At 37.4% G+C, this 21,502-nt stretch carries 19 protein-coding genes and 1 other annotated feature (1 of these 20 only partly in view); all 19 genes read left to right on the forward strand.

Going from position 1 to position 21,502, the window contains the following annotated elements; genetic code table 11:
• Positions 1 to 109: 109 nt before the first annotated feature.
• The 19 genes from E1I69_RS00155 to E1I69_RS00245 all read left to right on the forward strand — a co-directional run bounded on the left by E1I69_RS00155 (position 110) and on the right by E1I69_RS00245 (position 21,409).
• Complete coding sequence (locus E1I69_RS00155) at positions 110 to 508, forward strand: type IV pilin protein (protein WP_136377621.1); 399 nt, start codon at positions 110 to 112, stop codon at positions 506 to 508.
• Positions 509 to 574: 66 nt separating this feature from the next.
• The gene (locus E1I69_RS00160; protein WP_136377622.1) at positions 575 to 1,336 is read left to right on the forward strand and encodes a prepilin peptidase; all 762 of its coding nucleotides are present in this window, start codon (positions 575 to 577) and stop codon (positions 1,334 to 1,336) included.
• Positions 1,337 to 1,347: 11 nt separating this feature from the next.
• On the forward strand, positions 1,348 to 2,319 hold the full coding sequence (pilM, locus tag E1I69_RS00165; protein WP_136377623.1) for a type IV pilus biogenesis protein PilM: 972 nt from the start codon (positions 1,348 to 1,350) through the stop codon (positions 2,317 to 2,319).
• 2 nt (positions 2,320 to 2,321) lie between these two features.
• The gene (locus tag E1I69_RS00170; protein ID WP_136377624.1) at positions 2,322 to 2,984 is read left to right on the forward strand and encodes a hypothetical protein; all 663 of its coding nucleotides are present in this window, start codon (positions 2,322 to 2,324) and stop codon (positions 2,982 to 2,984) included.
• Positions 2,985 to 2,986: 2 nt separating this feature from the next.
• Positions 2,987 to 3,778, forward strand: a complete 792-nt coding sequence (locus E1I69_RS00175) for a hypothetical protein (protein WP_136377625.1) — start codon at positions 2,987 to 2,989, stop codon at positions 3,776 to 3,778.
• A 25-nt stretch (positions 3,779 to 3,803) separates the two neighbouring features.
• Entirely contained in the window at positions 3,804 to 5,123 is a 1,320-nt protein-coding gene (locus tag E1I69_RS00180; RefSeq protein ID WP_136377626.1) for an acyltransferase, read from the forward strand.
• Positions 5,124 to 5,200: 77 nt separating this feature from the next.
• On the forward strand, positions 5,201 to 6,013 hold the full coding sequence (locus tag E1I69_RS00185) for a PRC-barrel domain-containing protein (RefSeq protein WP_136377627.1): 813 nt from the start codon (positions 5,201 to 5,203) through the stop codon (positions 6,011 to 6,013).
• A 183-nt stretch (positions 6,014 to 6,196) separates the two neighbouring features.
• A complete protein-coding gene (locus E1I69_RS00190; protein WP_136377628.1) occupies positions 6,197 to 7,288 on the forward strand; it encodes an SPOR domain-containing protein in 1,092 nt (363 codons plus the stop codon).
• A gap of 214 nt (positions 7,289 to 7,502) precedes the next feature.
• Positions 7,503 to 8,069 carry a Maf family protein gene (locus tag E1I69_RS00195; protein ID WP_136377629.1) on the forward strand — a complete coding sequence of 189 codons (567 nt, stop codon included), beginning with the start codon at positions 7,503 to 7,505 and terminating at the stop codon, positions 8,067 to 8,069.
• 148 nt (positions 8,070 to 8,217) lie between these two features.
• On the forward strand, positions 8,218 to 8,889 hold the full coding sequence (gene radC, locus E1I69_RS00200) for a RadC family protein (RefSeq protein WP_207308489.1): 672 nt from the start codon (positions 8,218 to 8,220) through the stop codon (positions 8,887 to 8,889).
• Positions 8,890 to 8,993: 104 nt separating this feature from the next.
• Positions 8,994 to 10,016 (forward strand): rod shape-determining protein, encoded by a 1,023-nt coding sequence (locus E1I69_RS00205; RefSeq protein ID WP_136377631.1) that lies wholly within the window; start codon positions 8,994 to 8,996, stop codon positions 10,014 to 10,016.
• A 94-nt stretch (positions 10,017 to 10,110) separates the two neighbouring features.
• Entirely contained in the window at positions 10,111 to 10,974 is an 864-nt protein-coding gene (gene mreC, locus E1I69_RS00210) for a rod shape-determining protein MreC (RefSeq protein WP_136377632.1), read from the forward strand.
• On the forward strand, positions 10,971 to 11,480 hold the full coding sequence (mreD, locus tag E1I69_RS00215; RefSeq protein WP_161974821.1) for a rod shape-determining protein MreD: 510 nt from the start codon (positions 10,971 to 10,973) through the stop codon (positions 11,478 to 11,480). Before mreC ends, mreD begins: the two co-directional genes overlap by 4 nt.
• Before the next feature lie 69 nt (positions 11,481 to 11,549).
• On the forward strand, positions 11,550 to 12,242 hold the full coding sequence (minC, locus tag E1I69_RS00220) for a septum site-determining protein MinC (RefSeq protein WP_431731850.1): 693 nt from the start codon (positions 11,550 to 11,552) through the stop codon (positions 12,240 to 12,242).
• Between the two features lie 2 nt (positions 12,243 to 12,244).
• The gene (gene minD, locus E1I69_RS00225; protein ID WP_136377634.1) at positions 12,245 to 13,045 is read left to right on the forward strand and encodes a septum site-determining protein MinD; all 801 of its coding nucleotides are present in this window, start codon (positions 12,245 to 12,247) and stop codon (positions 13,043 to 13,045) included.
• A 627-nt stretch (positions 13,046 to 13,672) separates the two neighbouring features.
• Positions 13,673 to 18,061: a S8 family peptidase gene (locus E1I69_RS00230; protein WP_136377635.1), complete on the forward strand. Its 4,389-nt coding sequence runs from the start codon at positions 13,673 to 13,675 to the stop codon at positions 18,059 to 18,061.
• A gap of 183 nt (positions 18,062 to 18,244) precedes the next feature.
• Positions 18,245 to 19,021, forward strand: a complete 777-nt coding sequence (locus E1I69_RS00235) for a M23 family metallopeptidase (protein WP_136377636.1) — start codon at positions 18,245 to 18,247, stop codon at positions 19,019 to 19,021.
• Positions 19,014 to 19,880, forward strand: coding sequence for a M50 family metallopeptidase (locus E1I69_RS00240; protein ID WP_136377637.1), 867 nt, complete (start codon positions 19,014 to 19,016; stop codon positions 19,878 to 19,880). The genes E1I69_RS00235 and E1I69_RS00240 overlap by 8 nt, the downstream gene beginning before the upstream one ends.
• A gap of 59 nt (positions 19,881 to 19,939) precedes the next feature.
• Positions 19,940 to 21,409 (forward strand): Rne/Rng family ribonuclease, encoded by a 1,470-nt coding sequence (locus tag E1I69_RS00245; RefSeq protein ID WP_136377638.1) that lies wholly within the window; start codon positions 19,940 to 19,942, stop codon positions 21,407 to 21,409.
• 72 nt (positions 21,410 to 21,481) lie between these two features.
• Positions 21,482 to 21,502 (forward strand) — a sequence feature (ribosomal protein L21 leader region); it runs 59 nt beyond the window's last position.

Raw genomic sequence — 21,502 nt, forward strand, 5'->3', positions numbered from 1 at the left:
AGAAATGTGTAAACTTTATCGTTTTAAACAAAATTCTAGTGTTTTCAACAGCATTTGCTATTATAATAAGTAGTAGAATTGGACTAGTTCCTATGAAGGAGAGGAAAAAATGCTTAAAAAATATTTGAAGAATGAAAAAGGATTAACATTGATTGAGTTATTAGCGGTAATTGTCATATTGGGGATTATTGCGGCTATTGCAGTGCCTTCGATTGGGAATGTGATTAACAAAACCGAAGAAAAAGCAGCTTACGCTGATGCACAACAAATAATTGAATCTGCTAGATTGTACATTACATCTGAAAATCCTACATTCACCAGCAATGTTTTAACCCTAGACCAAGATGATACGGAATTTCAATCATACTATGATAAAGCAAGAGATTTCTCATTAACAGTTACTAAAGAAACTAATGGACAATTATCGTTTAAATTTACTGCATTAGAAGATATTACAATTCCAGAGGTCGGTTTAACTGAGGAAGCAATAACACAAAAATTAAAGTAATTATTAAATCATGGAGGTAACCTTCTATTAGGAGGTTATCTCAATATATGATAGGGGCTCAATCAGATGCTACTTAATAGTATTTTATATGTATATATCGGAGTTTTTGGATTAGTTCTTGGCTCCTTCTTCAACGTCGTAGGCCTACGTATCCCGGCTGGCGAATCAATCGTTCGTCCTCGTTCAGCATGTCCGACTTGTAAGCACCAGCTTACAGCGATTGAGCTAATTCCTGTATTTTCGTATCTCATTCAAGGGGGAAAGTGCAGAAATTGTAAAACGCGCATATCACCGATTTATGCTTCAATTGAACTTGCTACTGCAATTCTTTTCACGATTTCACCAATGCTGGTGGGATGGTCAAAAGAATTGATCATCGCATGGACCTTGATCTCTTTATTAGTTATTATATTTGTTGCCGATCTTACATACATGCTTATCCCAGATAAGATTTTATTATTCTTTGCCCCACTACTGCTTATTGAGCGCATCTTCGTTCCACTTGATCCGTGGTGGGATATGTTAGTTGGAAGCATCGTTGGCTTTTTGCTTCTTTATCTAATTGCAATCGCTAGCAAAGGCGGAATGGGCGGAGGAGATATCAAGTTATATGCTGTTTTAGGGATTGCTTTAGGTTGGAAGCTCGTCCTTCTTTCTTTTTTCCTTGCCACTCTCATCGGAACAGTCCTTGGATTAATTGGGATGGCAATTGGAAAAGTAAAAAAAGGAAAACCAATGCCCTTTGGTCCTTCCATTGTTATTGGCACGCTTATTGCTTATTTTTATGGCCATGAGCTTATCGCTTCATATATTGATTTAATTGGATAAGGGGATACATAATGGCTTTGACACTATTTTCACCAAGTAAAATTGCTAATATTATTATAAAAGATCACGTTATTCGCTATGTGGGTGTGAAACTTTCTAACCCGATTACGGTACAAAAGTTTCGTGAAAAATATTTACCCCCTAGTATTATTCAAGATGGGAAAATTCTTGATAGAGACACATTGCTCTTAATTTTAGAGGAATGTGTAACGGAATGGGGGATAAAAAACACCCAAGTTCAGTTCGTGATTCCAGATCCCTTTGTTGTCATCCGAAAAATTTCTATTCCAAGTGAAGTAAAGGATGATGAGATTTTAGGATATATTTATTTGGAAATGGGGACAACCATTCATCTTCCATTTGATGAGCCTGTGCTTGATTTTAAAGTCCTTTCAAAAGAAGAGAAGATAAATGAGGTTATTATCTTTGCAGCTCCAGAAGAGGTTGCACTAGAATATTCCTCCATACTGGAAGATGCTTTATTAAAACCAATTGCAGCCGATATTACACCTCTTTGTTTGTATCGACTCTTTCATTTTTGTCAAAAAACGAATGAAGAGGAGCATTTTTTATTGCTTCAATTTGATTTGCAATCTGCCAATTTGAGCATTTTTCATCAAGATATTCCTTTGTTTATGAGACATCTTAATCTAGATACATCGTTAGAGGACTGGGACATCAAAGAAAATTCCTCACATACTTTAGCGAATATAAAATGGAATGGTCATCGAAGTAAATTAGAGGTTCTCATTGATGAAATCGTGAAAGAGATTGAACATGTCATGAATTTTTATAGTTTTAATATGACCCAGGGGAAAGAACGGATTACAAGAATTCTGGTTAGCGGGGATCATCCAAATCTTCAGGACATCTCGTCTACACTCATTGGAAGATATGAAATTCCTGTACATAGAATTGAAACATTTGATAAACTGCCTAGTCAATATTTTCTACCATTAGGATTAGCTCTTAAAGAGGTGTAAGTATGCTTGTAGATATTAATTTACTTCCAAGAAAAGAATTTAAAAACCGAGCAAAATTATTACTCCTCGTCATTCTTATTATTGTAGCTTTAATAGGCTTCTTATTTATATTCATTCAGTACAAAAAAGCTACCACACGTGAAGCACAGTTAACAGAACAAATAACAACTTTACAAGAAACTCGGGCGGCTGAAGAGCAAAAATATGATTCAGCCAATCAGTTTAATAATGTGGTTAACTTAGAAAGAACTGTTGAATGGGCAGACAGTTATTTTGTTAAGACTGTGCCGATTTTAAATCATCTAACAATGTTGTTGCCTGAACGAGGTTTTGTTCAAAATTTTTCATATACAGAGGATGGAATTGTTTCTTTAGAGGTTCAGTTTGATACAAATACTGAGAATGCCTATTATTTAGCATTACTTACTAATTCTCCACTTATCAAATCAGCTCGACTGTTAACTGTTTCGACTACCCCGATCACCGAGACAAGTGAAGGAGTAGATACTACTACTGATACAAACAGTAAGGCTAAAGAAAATGAGGCTACAACCGATAATAAAATAGAATCGGAGCAAAATAATAACATTTTACCGAGGTATTTCGCTCAATATGAAATCATTTTTGATAAGAGTGCTATAAAGTCCTTGCAGGAGGGGAATTAGATATGACTCTCCATTTTTCACGTAAACAACTGATATATTTAGTGCTAACGATTGTCGTTTTACTCGGAGTATTTTATTTGTCATATCTGCTTCTAGTAAAACCCGTGAAATTAAAAATTTCTCAATTAGAGAATAGTGTTAAAACGGAACAAAGATTATTGGATGTTATTTCAGATAAACGGTCAAATGATGCGCCAGTTATTAGTTCAACTGAGATCCAAAAGAGGATACCAGTCATTCCATTAGTGGAACAAATTGTTTTGGATGTGCAACAGGCTGAAACTTTATCAAAAAGCAGAGTAATCGATATGTCCTATAGTGAGAGTGAGTTTACATTAATTGATGAAATTCTACCTGAAGAACAACAAGGGGAAACGAGTCCTGAAAATGCGACAGAAAACAACCAAGAAACCAATGATAATGGAACAACTGACGACCCGATGGAGGAAGGGGAAACGGTTGATCCAGAATTAATTGATGGACTCAACCAAATAACAGTGACATTACATGTTCAATCTCCCAATTATGAAGAATTGGAAAAATTTCTATCAGCGATCGAACATCAGAAACGGATAACTCGGGTGAATTCTTTGAGTTTTACAGGACCTCCAGAGCTTGTGTCAGTAGAGCAAGTAGCTGAACAACTTGTGTATGATGTAACCATTTCAACATTTTATATGCCGAAATATACAGAACTTGCTGAAGAGGCACCGAAACTTACCGTTCCATCTCCTAGCAATAAAAAGAATCCATTAGCACCAGGACTGGAAAAGAAAGACGAGAACAATCAGTAATACAATAGAAAGAGGTGAGAACAGCTTGGAATCCTTTGTAATTGCACTTATATCTCTTTTACTTGTCCTACCTATTATTTACTTTTTACCACTTGGTTTTACTAGGAAAGGGAAATTACTTATTCTTTTTTGTGCATTTTTCGTTTTTGTCATTGGAATCGCAGCGAAAACTGTAATGAGCGTATTGCAAACTGGGATTGTGTTAATAATGCTAGCAATTGGGTTTTCATATATAATCGGTAAAAGATTTGGTACACAATTGTTTCTTCATCCAGAAAATACATCAGGAATAGAAGAAAAGGTCATCAAATTTGAAATTGAAGATGAGGTTGAAGAAGAAATACGCAGTCAAATTAAGATTGCAGAAAACAAGGATTCAGTTGCTGAACAAGAAAATGTTCCTCCTCCAACACAAGAGGCGGATGAGGAAATAGTGGAAGAAATTGAAACAACGGACAATCAAATCGAAGATGATCTTGCATTAGAAAATGTTTTCGTAGAAACTGAAGATCTTGAAAATACATATGAGGTTCATACAAATAATGAAAATCCCGATTCTGATTTTGATGATCTGCTTAAAGAAATCGAGATGGGATTAAATGACAAGAATAGTGATATACAAGATCAAGTTGAAATGGTTGAGGCTACAGAGGATCCGGATGAAATACAACCGGTGGAAATAGCTGAAATGGAAGATGAAGATGTAGATATAACCCCACCAGTACTTGAAGAAATTCAATTTGATAGTTTACAAGTAAATGCTGTTGATGAGTCTAATGAACAAAGCGAAATCGAAGAAATACCATTTATTGAATCAACCGATTCAGATTTAAATGAGATTGAGGTTGAGTCAACTGAAGAAGATGACTCTATGAATGAACAGCAAATAGAGCAAGAAATTCAGAATCAAATGGAAGACATCACCGAATTAGAAGAATTAGAGGACATTGAGTTAGATTCATCAGAGAACAAGCAAAACAACGAGATAGAGGTTGATGATGGAAGTTCTTATATAGTGGATGAAGAGAGCAATATTGAACTAGAACGAGACGATCAAAATAATTTAAGGCAACAGCTTTTTACAACGATGATTTCTCAGATCAAACTTTCTCGGAATAAATTATCAACTACTCAATATGAAGAATTGATAATGGGTCACCTGCATCCGAATTTATCGGATCATGATTATTACACTTTTGTAAGCTTGTTAATTGAACATTATATTAAAACAGAGCAAAATGATGAATTGTTAACAATCCTTTCTCAAAATAAGAGCAGATTTGAGAAATATCCTGTTATTTTACAGGAAATTAACTTTTTATTAGAAGAATATTGCAAAATATGACGAAAAATAGCGAAAAGCATGGTAAAATGAAGGGAAAAAGCCGTTGTTTAAAAATAAATAGGTGTGGTGAATGATTTATGAAAAAAAGTGTTGAGATCGTTGGTTTACCAATCATTAGTATTATAGATGGAATTGAAGTAGGAAAAGTAAAATCCTTAGTTATTAACCCTGAAAAAGGTTCCGTTGATTTTCTAACAATTGAACATGAAGATTGGCAGGTAAGTGTTAAAGCCATTCCTTTCAAAAGAGTAATCGGAATCGGAGAGTACGCTGTTACCATTGAAAGTGAAAGCTCAGTCATTGACCTTAATGAAATCCCGATTGCAAATTCACTAGTAAATAAAAAAATTAGAATAACGAATACAAAAGTAATGACTCGAAAAGGTGAGTTATTAGGAGAAGTCCTTGAATATTATGTTGATGATGAAACAGGAAACCTATTAGGAACCTTATTAAATGTTTCTGGTAAGGAAGTTGTCCTAGCATCGGAATTTGTTCTTACATATGGAAAAGACATTATCATTGTTGGAGAGGATGCTTCTTCTAAATTCCTTGATTCAGTAGAGGCATTAGAAAATCCACAACTAGAATCTAGCGAAAACCAGCAAGATGTCGACGTTGAAGAATTACTACCTGCATCATCAGAAGCACAAAGTCCATTTGATGACATTAATGCTTCGATTGATAAACATGAAGAATCTGAAGCAAAAGCATTGCGCTTAAAACAAGTGGATCTTCTTTACGGTAAAGTCGTTACAAAAGACATTCTGGACAGTGAAGGAAATGTCATCATTCCAGCAGGAACTCATTTATCAGTTGATGATATTATTAAAGCGCAAGAAGAAGGTCCAAGTGTATTCGTAGAATTATCAATGAACGTTGAAGAGTAAAACCCACATATAAGTGGGTTTTTTCTTTTTATAGGAGTCCAAAGATGCACCTAATGTTTAATCTTGTAAGAATTTGACGACAACCTCTAGTAACAAGACGACAAATGTCTTGTTCTTTTTTTTTCTAGGTATGATAGGATTGACAAAAAAGTAGAGCGTTTCCTTAAGATAGGCGGTGAAAATATGGACAAGCATAATCGGATTTCGATTAAAATTAATGGTAGGGAGTCAAAGGTTAAAAAAGAAGAGAAAGAAACACCTGATTTTGTCGAATCTGAAAAACCTCAGATTATTGTTGAGAATGATGAGGTTGCAGCAGCACAAGAGGAAGAGGAGTCTGATTTTAGCTGGGTTCTACCAGATGAAAGCTTGAAAAATCATTCTTCAAAGGAAAAAGACATTCCAGTAATTCCAATTGAAGATTTACGACACACAAAAGGTCCTAGTAAATTGGAGTATATACCAAAAAAGAAAAAAGGATTTCAGTTATTTTCTCTAAAGCAATTCTCCATCTCTATTGTTTTGGCAATTGTCCTTGGCATTGGATTTGGGATCATGATTTTAAAAATAGTAGAAGATGTGAATGCTGGCCCTGCACAAAATGAGGCGCCGTCTCAATCAACTAATGAAGCCCCTTCTTCCTCGGGGAAACAGGAGGATACTCCGGATACGCCTGCAAGTAACCCAGTTGCAATTGATTTAGAAACACTCTCTACAGGTGTGGTTCAGGGTGGAAGGTTTTCAACAGCTGAAAATGCAAATACAAGAGTAGATGAAATTAAAGGAAAGGGCTTTGCTGCGGCTACTGTTAAAATGGATGGTGCGTTTTACGTTATTGCCGGCATTGGAGCTGAACAAAGTTCTGTAAGTGGGATGAAGACGGAATACAAAGAAGCATTTCCTGACTTTTTCTCAAAAACATATGAAGTACCTGGTGGGTCCTATACAAATGCAGGAAAAGCAGACTCAGAGGCAATCAAAATAGACCTGCCAGTGTTTAAGGAATTAGCAGCTCTATCCTCCCAGGCTTTCGGAACGGGAGCAATTGATAATGGACAATGGGAAAATCTAACGAAACAACTCGTACCGGTAAAAGAAATTAAGACAGACAACCTACATGAACAACTTCAGAAATTTCATACAGACATACAATCTGCCTTTACACAACTGCAGAAATATAAAAATGACGGCGACCAAAAATCATTATGGCAGTCACAGCAATCATTATTAAATGCATATCAAGCCTATACAGTTTGGATTTCTGAGTTAAGCTAGACAAAATTCAATTTTTTAGTGAAAATGGAAAGGGGATATCTTCTTCTTTCCTTTTTTATGTCTTGATAACTAAAGCATTTACATAAAGAGGAAAGTTTTCTCAAACAATAAACCATCTAGAAAATTCAATTTTACATAATTGTAGAGTACTGATTTGTCTGTTACGATAAACAGGTATCTTCCATTCTGAAAAAATGAAAAAGGGTGAATCAACATGCAACACCTCGTTTTAGCCTCAGGTTCTCCACGACGAAAAGAACTTCTTAGAAATGTGAAACTTTCCTTTGATGTTTCCGTCAGTAATATTGATGAATCCATTGACGAAACTCTAACTCCTGAAGAAAAGGTCATGACGATTGCCTCCAAAAAAGCAAAGGCAATTGCGAATCAATTTCCGGATTCCTATATTCTTGCAGCAGATACCGCTGTTGTGTTTCAAAACCAATTTTTAGGTAAACCTAAAAGCGAACAGGAATCAATACATGTATTAAAAACGTTATCAAATCAAACACATGAAGTCGTAACAGGAGTTGCGATTCTTTTTAAGGACACTCAAAAATTGTTCTTTGAAAGAACAGAAGTGACGTTTTGGGATCTTACAGATGAGGAAATTCAAGCATATGTTGCTTCAGGCGAACCAAAGGATAAAGCAGGTTCATATGGAATTCAAGGACTTGGATCTGCACTCGTAAAACATATTAAAGGTGACTATTTTTCTGTAGTAGGATTGCCTGTATCACGGACCCTTCGTGAACTTAGAAATCTAGGGTTTAATGGCTAAAGATTCATGAAATGTTGTAAGAAAATAATTACTTCACTGTGCTAAAAAGTAAGCTACCTACCATAGTTATTAGTGACTTTACTACTGAGTGGGGTCCGAGTATCGAGTACAATGGATAGGAGGAACCTATTTGAAATCAGCAGCACTCATGATTCGAGATTATCCGCAAGACGAAAGACCGCGGGAACGATTGGTATCTGACGGTGCCGATAGCCTTTCAAACCATGAGCTTTTAGCGATTCTTCTGCGAACAGGTTCCAAGGAAGAATCGGTTATTCAATTATCAAACCGCTTACTGCACCATTTCGAGGGACTTCGATTATTAAAAGATGCATCTGTCGAAGAAATAACCGCCATTAAAGGAATCGGAAAAGCAAAAGCTGTACAAATCATGGCGGCAATAGAAATTGGCCGTAGGATTGGCAAACTTCAATACGAAGACCGGTATGTGATTCGATCTCCGGAGGATGGTGCCAAATATGTGATGGAGGACATGCGTTTTTTAACTCAGGAACATTTTGTTTGTCTTTATCTGAATACGAAAAATCAGGTAATTCATCGCCAAACCATTTTTATCGGAAGTTTGAATGCCTCAATTGTGCATCCTAGAGAGGTGTATAAAGAGGCCTTTCGAAGATCAGCAGCATCCATCATTTGCGTTCATAATCATCCTTCTGGTGACCCGGCGCCAAGTCGGGAAGATATCGAAGTTACAAAGCGGCTCGTTGAATGTGGTAGGATAATCGGCATAGAGCTATTGGATCATTTAATCATCGGTGAGCACAAATACGTCAGTCTCAAAGAAAAAGGTTATGTGTGACTATTATTTTTTAATTTAGTACGATATAATAATGGTTATGAGTTTTTGCTCGATATTAACAAATAACTACCCTTATTCGCGTATCAGAAAGGAAGATACATATTATGTTTGGAATAGGTACAAGAGACCTTGGTATAGATTTAGGTACAGCAAATACACTTGTTTTTATTAAAGGAAAAGGCATCGCAGTAAGAGAGCCATCTGTTGTTGCAATGCAAACAGACACAAAACAGATAGTTGCAGTAGGGAATGACGCTAAAAACATGATCGGGCGTACACCAGGTAATGTTGTTGCACTTCGTCCGATGAAAGACGGTGTTATTGCTGACTACGAAACTACTGCAACGATGATGAAATATTACATTAATCAAGCAGTTAAAACGAAGAGCTTTTTCTCAAGAAAACCATATATTATGGTTTGTGTCCCATCGGGTATTACAGCTGTAGAACAACGTGCGGTGATTGATGCTACTAGGCAGGCTGGTGCAAGAGATGCTTATCCAATTGAAGAACCTTTTGCAGCTGCTATTGGAGCAAATCTACCTGTTTGGGAACCAACTGGTAGTATGATCGTGGATATCGGTGGTGGGACAACAGAAGTTGCCATTATCTCTTTAGGTGGCATTGTTACGAGCCAGTCCATTCGGATCGCTGGAGACGAAATGGATGATGCAATTATTCAATATATTCGTAAAACCTATAACCTCATGATTGGTGATCGTACAGCTGAAGCAATCAAGGTAGAGATTGGCTCTGCCGGTGCTCCTGAGGGAGTAGAAAATATGGAAATTCGCGGAAGAGATTTACTAACGGGATTACCAAAAACAATTGAAATCACTGCTGAAGAAATTTCTCGCGCCCTTCATGACACTGTGTATGCGATTGTCGATGCAGTTAAAAATACTCTTGAAAAGACACCACCTGAACTAGCAGCAGATATTATGGATCGTGGGATTGTTTTAGCTGGTGGAGGAGCTTTATTACGCAATTTGGATAAAGTTATAAGTGAAGAGACGAGCATGCCAGTTCTTATTGCTGAAAATCCATTAGATTGTGTTGCGATTGGTACAGGTAAGGCCCTTGACCATATTCATTTATTTAAAGGGAAATCAAAGGATTTAAGATAGACCAAAGGATAGGATAATGAACCTAATCGAGTGGGGAATTTCGTTTCCCCACTATAGGTGTTGAAATTTAAAGTTTAGTTAGAGGGTGTAACACATGCCACAATTTTTTCTTAATAAGCGATTAATTATTTTACTTGTTTGTATCATCGTTCTAGTGGCATTGATTGGATTTTCCTTAAAAGAGCGTGAAAAATTATCATGGCCGGAACAGTTTTTAAAAGATTCGGTTGGTTGGGTTCAAAGTATCTTTCATCAACCATCTCAGGCGATTGCTGGATTTTTTGATAATGTCAATCATATTCAAAACACATTTGAAGAGAACAAACTCTTAAAGGAAAAGCTAGATTCCTATGGGAAATTAGAAGCAACCGTACAAGAATTAGAAAAAGAAAATGAAAAATTACGTGATGTTTTGAAGAAAACGGAATCACTCGATCATTTTAATAAGATACAGGCAACGGTTATTGGACGTAACCCTGATCAGTGGCATGAAATTATCACGGTTAATAGAGGGACCAGGCATGGGGTGAAGGTTGACATGGCTGTAATCACCTCAAAAGGCCTAATTGGTAAAGTAAAACATGCAAATTCATTTACATCTACCATCCAGTTATTGAGCTCCCCAAATCGAATCAATCGAATTTCAGCATATATTCAAGGGGATACCAAGATTATGGGACTAATCGAGGGGTATGACGAAGAAAAAGAAGCACTTTTATTTAAAATCAATACACCAGACTCAAAAATTGAAAAGGACCAAAAAGTACTTACTTCCGGACTTGGCGGTATTTTCCCAAGTGAGCTGTATATTGGGGAAGTCATGGACGTTGTTCCTGATGATTATGGTTTAACAAAAACAGCCTATATTAAGCCTGCAGCTGATTTTTATGAAATTGATCATGTTATAATTGTTGAAAGAACGATGATTGTTCCAAATGAAGAGGAGGAAGAATCGTGAAGCGTTTCGTTCTTCCCTTTATTTTGTCCTTCATTTTTTTATTTGAAAGCAGCTTTGTGGATTTAGTACCGGCAGACATTTTTCATAAGGAGAATGTGTATGTACCCCGGTTTTTGTTTGTCTTAATTGCATTTATTACTGTTTATTTTAATAAACCGATGGGGCTTGTTTATGGTGCCATTTTCGGTCTTCTATACGATATTGTTTACACAGAAATACTAGGAGTTTATTTATTCCTCTACACACTTATTGCCTACCTTATTTCCTGGGCAAGTCGGATTCTACAGACAAATCTCATCGTTATCTCATTTTTAAGTCTTATTGGGATTATAGCTCTGGAATTTTGTGTGTTTGGAATAAACATTGCAATCGGAACAGCTTCTCTTTCAATAGAACAATTTCTTCAAATCCGAATTGTTCCAACCCTTCTTTTAAATAGTCTATTTTTACTAGTATTCGCTTATCCATTTAAGAAATTACTAGGAAAGTTACATATAGAAGAGTAAATAAAGTTAAAAATTTTAAAGAATTAACAGGAAAAAAGGAGTCTTTTGTTGAAGTATATTATCGTTGAGGTGAACGGCGTGAAAGGACAAAAACAACAGTATGTTACTATAAAAGGAACAAAAGACGGACTAACGTTACATCTCGATGATTCTTGTTCATTTAAAGAACTGATCTCTGACTTAGAGATTAAGCTTTCGTTGAATCAGAAACGGAATGATGATGTTCCGTTTGTTCCTGTTAAAGTGAAAATTGGTAATCGTTTTTTAACTCAAGATCAAGAAGAAGAAATACGTTCTATTATTCGAAATAAAAAACATTTAGTTGTAGATGTAATCGACAGTAATGTAATTACAAAGCAAGAAGCCGAAGAGATGAAAAAAAAGCACGAGATTGTCTCTGTTACAAAGGTTGTTCGTTCTGGACAAGTCCTCAAAGTAGATGGTGACCTTTTACTTATCGGAGATGTAAATCCTGGAGCAACTGTAATTGCAGGTGGTAATATTTTTGTTTTAGGCTCGTTACGTGGAATTGCTCATGCTGGTTTCTATGGTAGCCAGGATGCAATCATTGCAGCATCAGTAATGAAACCTACCCAACTTCGAATTGGTGATATAATGAATAGAGCACCAGACTCTATTCAAACAGAAACAAATATAATGGAATGTGCATATGTGGACGATAATGAGACAATTGTAGTAGATAGATTGCAACAGTTAACTCATTTAAGACCTAACTTAACAAGGTTAGAAGGGGGAATCTAGCTGTGGGAGAGGCTATAGTTATTACATCAGGAAAAGGTGGAGTCGGTAAGACGACTACGTCTGCTAATGTAGGCACTTCCTTGGCTGTGCTAGGGAAACGTGTGTGTTTAATAGATACAGATATTGGTCTGCGAAATCTAGATGTAGTCATGGGACTAGAGAATCGTATCATCTATGATTTAGTTGATGTTGTACAAGGTCGTTGTAAGCTGAAACAAGCGTTAGTAAAAGATAAACGATTCGATGACCATCTCTATTTACTGCCTGCTGCCCAAACCAGTGATAAAACTGCAGTAGAGCCTAGCCAAATGAAGACTTTGGTCGAAGAGTTAAAGCAAGATTTTGATTATATAATTATCGATTGTCCTGCAGGTATTGAACAAGGTTTTCAAAATGCTGTTGCTGGGGCAGACAAAGCTATTGTTGTAACAACACCTGAAATATCAGCAGTTCGCGATGCTGACCGGATTATAGGATTACTAGAAAAAGAGGAAGTGGAGCCACCACGCCTCATCGTAAACCGTATTCGAAATCATATGATGAAAACAGGCGAAATGCTTGATCTTGATGAAATTGTTACACATCTTTCGATTGATTTGATTGGAATTGTTTCAGATGATGATGAAGTCATTAAAGCGTCCAATAGCGGTGAACCCATCGCATTAAATACAAACAGTAAAACGGCAATCGCATACCGGAATATCGCACGAAGAATTTTAGGGGAATCGATACCACTACAGTCTCTTGAAAACGACCAAAAGGGAATGTTCTCAAAGATTAAAAAATTTTTTGGTGTACGTTAAACCACCTTTAGCAAAGGGTGGTTTTTTTATGAGTAGGAAATAAGAATACAAGAAAACATACATAAGGATTAAGTCCCGAGCTTCTCAAAATGACCTTAATTGCTAGTTTTCATTACCTATTATGGAACCAAAAAAAGAGAGGATAATTTACCAACTAATGCCATCTCTACTTATTTTTAATAATAAAGTAAGGAAAAAATAATCATTTTTTAATCATAAATCATCGTTTTGTAATAATTATGCCATTTTACCTATCAGGTGAGTTATGGGTAAAACAATTGTAAATATCTTGTAAAAACACATTTTATTGGTAATACCCCCTATAAAAATACATTTCTTTCGAAAGAATATTACTTCGTTCAAAACTCCTAATATGTCTATCACATAATAAGTAAAAAATACCAATTTCCCAATATTCAAAATATTGCAACGTAATTCGACACTTTTTCCCATTATAACAGGCTACAGTTAACGTATACCTGTACTTCTACATAATGCGGTTTTAACTGAAAATCGCGATTCCATCAGAGAGAAATGGAGAGATTCCCGAAGCATTTGGAGTACAGGAATTCAAATGAAGGAGGGACATTATTCAATCTCTAAAACATTTAAAAGGGAGGAAGTTTAATGAGGAGGAATGGGAAACGTAGGTTAACGAAGGTTGCAACTATGTTAATGTGCGCGCTTTTACTTGTGCCAAGTGTGACATCACAAGCATCTGCTCAAACAAAAGATTCTTCAATTTCCTATCTAGAAAGTAAAAAAGAAGTAACTTCCAGTAAAATTTCAAAGAGCTTACAAGATCAATTTGCTAACGACAAAATGGTTACATTTCTTATCAAGTTCAAAGAACAGGTGGATTCTAAGAAAGTAGCAAACGAGGCTACTAAAAAAGCAAGTTTACAAAAAGCCACTGTCGCTCAAACGAAGTCTATAAAGAGAAATGCTATTGTTTCGGAACTTCGATCAACTGCAATTGAAACACAAGGAAATGTAAAGGCGTTTCTGAAAAAAGAAGAGGCTAATGGCAATGCAAAAGATATTAAATCCTTCTTCATTGTAAACGGTATGGGGGTTACTGCTACTAAGGAAGTGATGGAAAAAATCGCATCATTCCCTGAAGTTGAGAAGGTGCTACCAAATGAAACACGTCAACTACATGCTCCAGCTAAAGTGGAGACATCGATTGCTGTTGATTCAAAAGCAACACCGCAAAACATTGAGTGGAATATTGATCGTGTAGGTGCTCCACAAGTTTGGGAAATGGGCATTGATGGATCAGGTACCGTTGTTGCAAGTATTGATACCGGTGTTCAATGGAACCATCCGGCACTAATGGAGCAGTATCGCGGTTATGATCCTGCTAATCCAAACAATCCAAACCATCAATTTAGCTGGTTTGATGCTACGTCTGGCCAGTCTACTCCTTATGATGATATCGGGCATGGAACACATGTTACAGGTACAATGGTTGGAGCTGACCCAGATGGTACAAATCAAATTGGGGTTGCTCCAGGTGCAAAGTGGATTGCTGTAAAGGCATTTACATCTGCTGGTGGAACAGATATTGACCTTTTAGAAGCTGGGGATTGGATTATTGCTCCAGGGGGCAATCCGGATATGGCTCCAGATGTTGTGAACAACTCGTGGGGGGGAGGACCTGGACTGGATGAATGGTATCGTCCGATGGTTCAAAATTGGAGAGAAGCTGATATTTTCCCTGAGTTTTCTGCAGGTAATACAACATTAACTAATCCGGGAGGGCCGGGATCGATAGCAACTCCAGCAAACTATCCTGAATCCTTTGCAACAGGGGCTACAGATATCAATAATCGTTTAGCAAGCTTCTCCTTACAAGGTCCATCACCATATCCAGGTGATATGAAGCCTGATATTTCAGCTCCAGGTGTAAACATTCGCTCTTCAGTACCTGGAAGTGGTTATGAAGGCGGATGGAACGGAACATCAATGGCAGGACCTCATATTTCTGCAGTAGTCGCTTTATTAAAACAAGCAAATGCTTCATTAACAATTGAACAAATAGAAGAAATTATCACAACAACTGCAACTCCATTAACGGACGGTACTTTCCCAGAATCTCCAAACTTTGGTTACGGTTATGGATTGGTTAATGCATATTTAGCTGTATCCTCTGTTGCTAGTGGGCTAGGAAAAATTAAAGGCCAAGTTGCAAAAGACGGTGTAGATGAAGAGGCTCCAACTTTTGAGCATACAGCACCGAGCGAAACGTATGCAGGTATGGAGTTACCACTTTCTATTTTTGTACAAGACAATATAAGTATTACTTCTGTTGTTCTTCAATACCTAAATCAAGCTGGTGAATGGGCGAATGTAACCGCTAGTCAAACGACAGGTTCTTATAACGAAGGAACTTACGAGGCAGTTATTCCAGGGGAAGAAATTTCAGTGCCTTCTGTTTCATATCGTTGGCAGGTGGTTGACTTTGGTCAAAATGATGTAACAACAGACGTTTATGAAGTCTCCGTAAAACCAGGAATTTCAGTTGGATATTCCCAAGATTTTGAAACAAATCCGGTAGGATGGTTCTCGTATGGTGCTGAAAATTCTTGGCAATGGGGAACCCCAGCGAGTGGACCTAATGGTGCGTACTCAGGTGAGAAGGTGTATGCTACAAATCTATCTGGAACGTATGCTAGTCGTGCTAATATGACTCTTGTCATGCCTCCAATAGACTTACCAGCAGAAGGCCCGGCATACCTACAATACATGAGCTGGTACAATCTTGAACGTAACTGGGATTTCGGGCATGTATTTGTTTCAACTGATATGGAAAGCTGGACACAGCTGCAACGTATCACAAATATATCTTCGGGATGGGAGTCTGCAGAAGTTGATTTATCCGACTATGCAGGTCAAAGAATTTACATTGGCTTTAACGTAACAACAGATGGAAGTGTTGTTCGTGATGGATGGTACATTGATGATGTGCGTCTTTCAAATGAGCCACTAACAGAAGGAAGTGTGGTTCAATTAGGAGTTCAGCCTACTAAAGGTGAAACCTCTGTAGATCAAAAAGAAGGGGAGAAAGTGGACCCTGCAAAAATTAAGCCTGAAGGTTCTTACATTGACATGAAGGAAGTTGATGTAGATCAAGCTAGCCCACAGGCATTACCATTATATGCCCAAGTGAGTGTTCTTGAATCAGGGCGTTCTGTTACAACTAATCCTGCTACTGGAGCATTTGAATTAATTCACGGTACAGGAGACTTTACAGTTGTTGCGGAAAGCTATGGATACCATTCAGCACAACAAACTGTAACCGTTGAGGCTGATGGTGAAGCTGTAGCAAACTTTGTGTTAGAAGAAAAAGCAAAAGGAACAGTCTCTGGTACTGTAACAAATGCAGCAACAGGTGAACCAGTTTCAGGTGCTACTTTATTACTTGTAGAAGATGCAAATATAACCCCTGTTGAGACAAATGAAAATGGTCAATATGCACTTACAGCTTATGAAGGTACGTATACTGTTCGGGTAATGGCGCCTTCTTACTACAGTGATTCATTTGAAGTTGTTCTTGAAGGAGATGGATCGTTAGAACAAAATGTGGAGTTGAGACCATTCATCGGTTATCCTGGGGAAATTGGTTATGATGATGGTACTGCGGAAAATGCTCGTGCGTTCTATGATGCAGGAAATGGCTGGGCTGTGAAAATGTCTTTAGGAGAAGGTCATGATACTGCACTCGTAACAGGAGGACTTTTCCGTTTCTGGGATACTTCATGGCCAACACCAGGAGGTACTGATTTCAAAGTAGAGGTTTGGGATGCAACTGGAACAGATGGTGCTCCAGGTAAAAAACTAGCTGGACCAATCGATGCAACAGCGCTTCGTACGGGCGAATGGACAAATGTTGACCTAGCAGCCGAAGGAATCATTGTAGAAGGAGACTTCTATATGGTATACATCCAGACAAACCCAAATCCTAATGCTCCTGGACTTGCAACTGATGAAGGTGGTGAGTATTCAGGTCGAAGCTGGCAGTTTGTTGGAGGTGGATGGTCATTAGCACCAGAAGATGAAGGTAACTATATGATTCGAGCTACAGTCAATTATGAAGTAACAGCGCCAACTATTACTTCACCAGTAACAGGATCATTTACAAATAATCCGAACGTGACAGTTGAAGGAAAGGCTGCTCCTACAACAACTATCCATGTATTTAATAATGGTGAAGAGGTTGCGACAACCAATACAACTGATGAAGGTACGTTCACTGTAGATGTTGAATTACAAGTTGGTGAAAATTCATTAACGGCCAAGGCATCAACTGATACGGGCACAACGGACGCATCAGAAGCTGTTGTTGTAGTCCTTGATCAAACAGCGCCTGAGTTAGCCATCATTAGTCCAGAAGATGGCTTAAAGACAAATAAAGAAGCTGTAACGGTTACAGGTACTGTTCAAGATGAGAATATTGATACAGTCACAGTGAATGGTGAGAGTGCGACAATTAAAGATGGAAGCTTTTCAAAGCGTATCCTAGTGGATAATGGTGAAAATAACATTGAAGTAGTGGCATCTGACAAAGCGGGTAATACAACTCAAAATCAAGTTACTGTATTTGCTAAATTTGGCGAATTAACGATCGCAGATCTAAAACCTGCAGAGGATGTGAAATTACAATCTGGTGAGAGTGTGAAGATTGAATTCACTAGTGAACCAGGACTTACTGCATCCTACGCAATTCGTTTACCGTTAACAAATACAGCTGGTCTTAGTAATGTTACGGAACTTCCTCTCCAAGAGGTCTCGCCTGGTGTCTATGAGGGATACTGGACAGCAGTTTCTAGTGTAGTCGCAGATGGTGCTGAAATCGAGGTAATCGTGAGAGATGAGTTTGGTAACGAAGCTCGACAACTAGCTACAGGTAAGCTAATTATTAATGTTCAAGAAGATGATGGAAAACCTGGAAAAGGCAAACCAGGCAAACCAGGCAAACCTGGTAAGCCGGATAAACCAGGTAAGAATAAATAAGAATAAATAGTAGAAAGAAGGATGTGGTTTTTATCCACATCCTTCTTTTTTATAGTTAATTTAAGCAGATGTTCTCAATAACAATCATCGAATTTAATAGATAAAAAGCTTCATGCTGTCATATCTAAAGTCCTTCAGTCATAAACTTGTACAAATAATATGGACAAGGAATGATGTGAAAATATGAGTAATCGAGCAAACGAAATTAGAAGGCGGATTGAAAAAAGAAAGCGTGCGAGATACTCCACCTCTGTTACTCCCCGAAAAGCTACACCTCCCTTTTTAGCAAGTGATGAGGAACGATATGGAGGAAGTACATACTCATCTTATGATGGTGGACCAGGAGAAGGAGGGCATCCACTGTTTCGTAAGGAAGTTTTCCTTTTTAAAATATTGCTTTCTGCAATACTTGTATTATCAATCGGCATTATATTTAAAAACCAGTCCCCGAAATTCGAGAATGTGAGGCATTTTGTATCAAGTACGATGGAGACAGAATTTCAATTTGCTGCTGTCACTGAATGGTATAAAGATACTTTTGGTAGTCCGCTTGCATTGATCCCAGTCAATCAAAATAAAGAGGAAAGTAACACTGCAACTAAAGGTAAATATGCTATTCCCGCGGCCGGAAAAGTGACCGAAACCTTTGAAGCGAACGGTCAAGGAGTTATTGTTGAAACAGATAGCAAGGTTGTAGAATCTATGAATTCAGGTTATGTAAAAGAGGTTTCTGTTAAGGGAGAACTCGGAAAAACAGTAGTCATCAAGCATAGTGATGGGTCCGAAACCTGGTATGGAAATTTAGGTTCAGTTGATGTCAAACTTTATGATTATGTGGAAAAAGGGCAGGAAGTTGGAAAGGTTGAAGAACCAGAGGGTGACAAAAAAGGATCCTATTATTTTGCAATAAAGCAAGGTGAAACATTTATTGATCCGATACAGGTGATAAAATTTGAATAAATATGTAAAACTCCTTAGAAAAATTGAAATACATCCATTGCTTTGGCTCATCGTTGGAGTGGCAGTCATTACCGCACATTTCAGAGAGTTATTGATGTTATTTTTTATCATATTGGTCCATGAAATGGGACATGCTGCTTGTGCCCATTTTTTTTCATGGAGAATTAAAAAGATACAGCTCCTCCCATTTGGGGGTGTGGCGGAGATGGATGAGCACGGAAATCGTCCCTTGAGGGAGGAACTCCTTGTTATAGTAGCAGGACCTATTCAGAATATTTGGATGGTGGCACTTGCCTATTTTTTAACACTTGGTTCTGTTATTTCTGAAAAAACCTTTGACCTCTTTTTATATCATAATGTGGTCCTCTTTTTCTTTAACCTCCTTCCAATATGGCCACTAGATGGAGGGAAACTTTTATATTTGTTTTTCTCATATAGACATTCCTTTTTTGAAGCCCATAAACGAATGCTTTTTGTATCAAGCATAGTTGCGTTGATCATTTTAATGGGGATGGTCGTCTATAGTCCTACCAATCTTAATTTCTGGGTCATCCTTTCCTTTCTTTTCTTTTCGATAGTAATGGAGTGGAGGAAGCGGCACTACGTGTTTATGAGATTCTTGCTGGAGCGTTATTATGGAAAGCAGGATACTTTTACAAAATTAAAGCCATTGGTAGTAGATGAATCAGAGATGGTTTATACAGTTCTATCCATGTTTCAACGGGGATGCAAGCATCCGATTGTGATCCAAAAGGATGGAGAAAACCAAAGCCCCCTTGATGAAAATGAGCTTTTACATGCTTATTTTAATGATAAAAAGATTACTCAACCGGTTGGTGAGCTTCTCTACTTGTATTGACGTTACTAGTTAGGTTACATTAAAAAAGAAAGTGTAACGTTAAAGCGAGGAATAAAGGTTTGAAAACAATTATTATAAATGCAAAAACAAGTGAAAAGCGTGTCGCAGTGCTTGAGGAAAATAAAGTTTTAGAACTAAATATCCAGCAACCGAAACATAAAGAAATTGTCGGGAATATTTATAAGGGGCGAGTGATTGATGTTCTTCCAGGAATGCAGGCTGCTTTTGTTGATATTGGTATAGGTCGAAACGGTTATATTGGGAGAGATCAGCTTGTATCCTACCATCGATCACCACCGAGTCAAAAGGAAAAGAACATATCCCATTTTGTTAGACAAGGTGAGGAAATCATTGTCCAGGTAACGAAAGAAGGGGGAGACAGGAAAGGACCTAAATTAACTAGTCTAATTGAATTTCCTGGAGCTTCCCTTGTCTATTTACCGTTTGGAAATTATGTGGCTGTCTCTAGGAAAATGAAAGAGGAGGAAGAAAGGGATAGATGGCGGAGATTTGGACAAGCAAATCTTCAGAACGAAGAGGGGCTCATTGTTCGAACAGCATGTGAAAATCAAGATGAAGTAAAAATTTTGAAAGAGCTCGAATTTGGGCGAAGTCGTTATCAATCATTGCAAAAACAACAAAAACAATTGAAAGCGCCAGGCCTATTATTTGATGCGAATAATCTTGTTGATAAAATTATACTGGAGTATCGGCTTGAAACGATTAAAGAAATAGTGATTGATGATACACAAACGTTTCGACAGTTAAAGGAACAGCTAGGTGAAGAAAAAGTCTCTTATTATCGTGGGAAAGAAAATATTTTTTCTTACTATGGGATCGAGAAAGAAATTGAACGAGGTCTAAAATCTATTGTGTGGCTTGACAATGGAGCTTATTTGTTAATTGAGCAAACTGAAGCTTTAACAATTATTGACGTAAACACCGGTAAATTTCAAGGAAAAGAAAATTTGCGAGATACCGTGCTAAAAGCAAATTTTGCTGCAGCAAAAGAAATTGCCTATCAATTAATGCTACGTGATATTAGCGGGATTATCTTAATTGACTTTATTGATATGAAGATAAATGATGACCGTCAAAAAGTAATCCAAGCTTTACGCTCTGTATCAAAGAAAGACCGAAATCGAGTGACAGTTCATGGCTTTACATCACTTGGTATTTTAGAAATCACTCGAAAGAAAACAAGAAATGATCTTTCTGCTATTTTACAGACGAATTGTCCAACTTGTACTGGTACCGGTCGGATTGATTCTCCTGAAACGGTTGTCTTTAAGCTTGAGAGAGAACTATGGGAACATCAAGGAATGGACCATGATGCTGTCTGGATTGAAGCGACGGAAGAAGTGAAACATGTGTTTCTTGGAGAACATCATGAACATAAGAAACGATTAGAAGAAGCATTGTCTATTAAGATGTACATAACCGAACTTGTTTCATCACGACATGATTACAAGATTAGACAAATAGGTAGCAATGACGAAATAAAGGCAAGGATAAATCAGTTAACCTGATTCGATATTGATATTTAATATTGACTCTACTTTGGCTTTGTGATAATATTTTCATGTTATTGTTTGTAGCACCCATTGCTACAACCGCACATT

It is taken from the genome of Bacillus timonensis (assembly GCF_004799755.1).
In the GTDB taxonomy this organism is placed as follows: domain Bacteria; phylum Bacillota; class Bacilli; order Bacillales; family Bacillaceae_L; genus Ferdinandcohnia; species Ferdinandcohnia timonensis_A.

Excerpts from the sequence above, each read along its gene's own strand:
- pilM (WP_136377623.1), top strand. The coding sequence starts at position 1,348 with ATGGCTTTGACACTATTTTCACCAAGTAAAATTGCTAATATTATTATA.
- E1I69_RS00195 (WP_136377629.1), top strand. The coding sequence starts at position 7,503 with ATGCAACACCTCGTTTTAGCCTCAGGTTCTCCACGACGAAAAGAACTT.
- E1I69_RS00175 (WP_136377625.1), top strand. The coding sequence starts at position 2,987 with ATGACTCTCCATTTTTCACGTAAACAACTGATATATTTAGTGCTAACG.
- E1I69_RS00235 (WP_136377636.1), top strand. The coding sequence starts at position 18,245 with ATGAGTAATCGAGCAAACGAAATTAGAAGGCGGATTGAAAAAAGAAAG.
- E1I69_RS00170 (WP_136377624.1), top strand. The coding sequence starts at position 2,322 with ATGCTTGTAGATATTAATTTACTTCCAAGAAAAGAATTTAAAAACCGA.
- E1I69_RS00155 (WP_136377621.1), top strand. The coding sequence starts at position 110 with ATGCTTAAAAAATATTTGAAGAATGAAAAAGGATTAACATTGATTGAG.
- mreC (WP_136377632.1), top strand. The coding sequence starts at position 10,111 with ATGCCACAATTTTTTCTTAATAAGCGATTAATTATTTTACTTGTTTGT.
- E1I69_RS00160 (WP_136377622.1), top strand. The coding sequence starts at position 575 with ATGCTACTTAATAGTATTTTATATGTATATATCGGAGTTTTTGGATTA.
- E1I69_RS00190 (WP_136377628.1), top strand. The coding sequence starts at position 6,197 with ATGGACAAGCATAATCGGATTTCGATTAAAATTAATGGTAGGGAGTCA.
- E1I69_RS00230 (WP_136377635.1), top strand. The coding sequence starts at position 13,673 with ATGAGGAGGAATGGGAAACGTAGGTTAACGAAGGTTGCAACTATGTTA.
- radC (WP_207308489.1), top strand. The coding sequence starts at position 8,218 with ATGATTCGAGATTATCCGCAAGACGAAAGACCGCGGGAACGATTGGTA.
- E1I69_RS00185 (WP_136377627.1), top strand. The coding sequence starts at position 5,201 with ATGAAAAAAAGTGTTGAGATCGTTGGTTTACCAATCATTAGTATTATA.
- E1I69_RS00205 (WP_136377631.1), top strand. The coding sequence starts at position 8,994 with ATGTTTGGAATAGGTACAAGAGACCTTGGTATAGATTTAGGTACAGCA.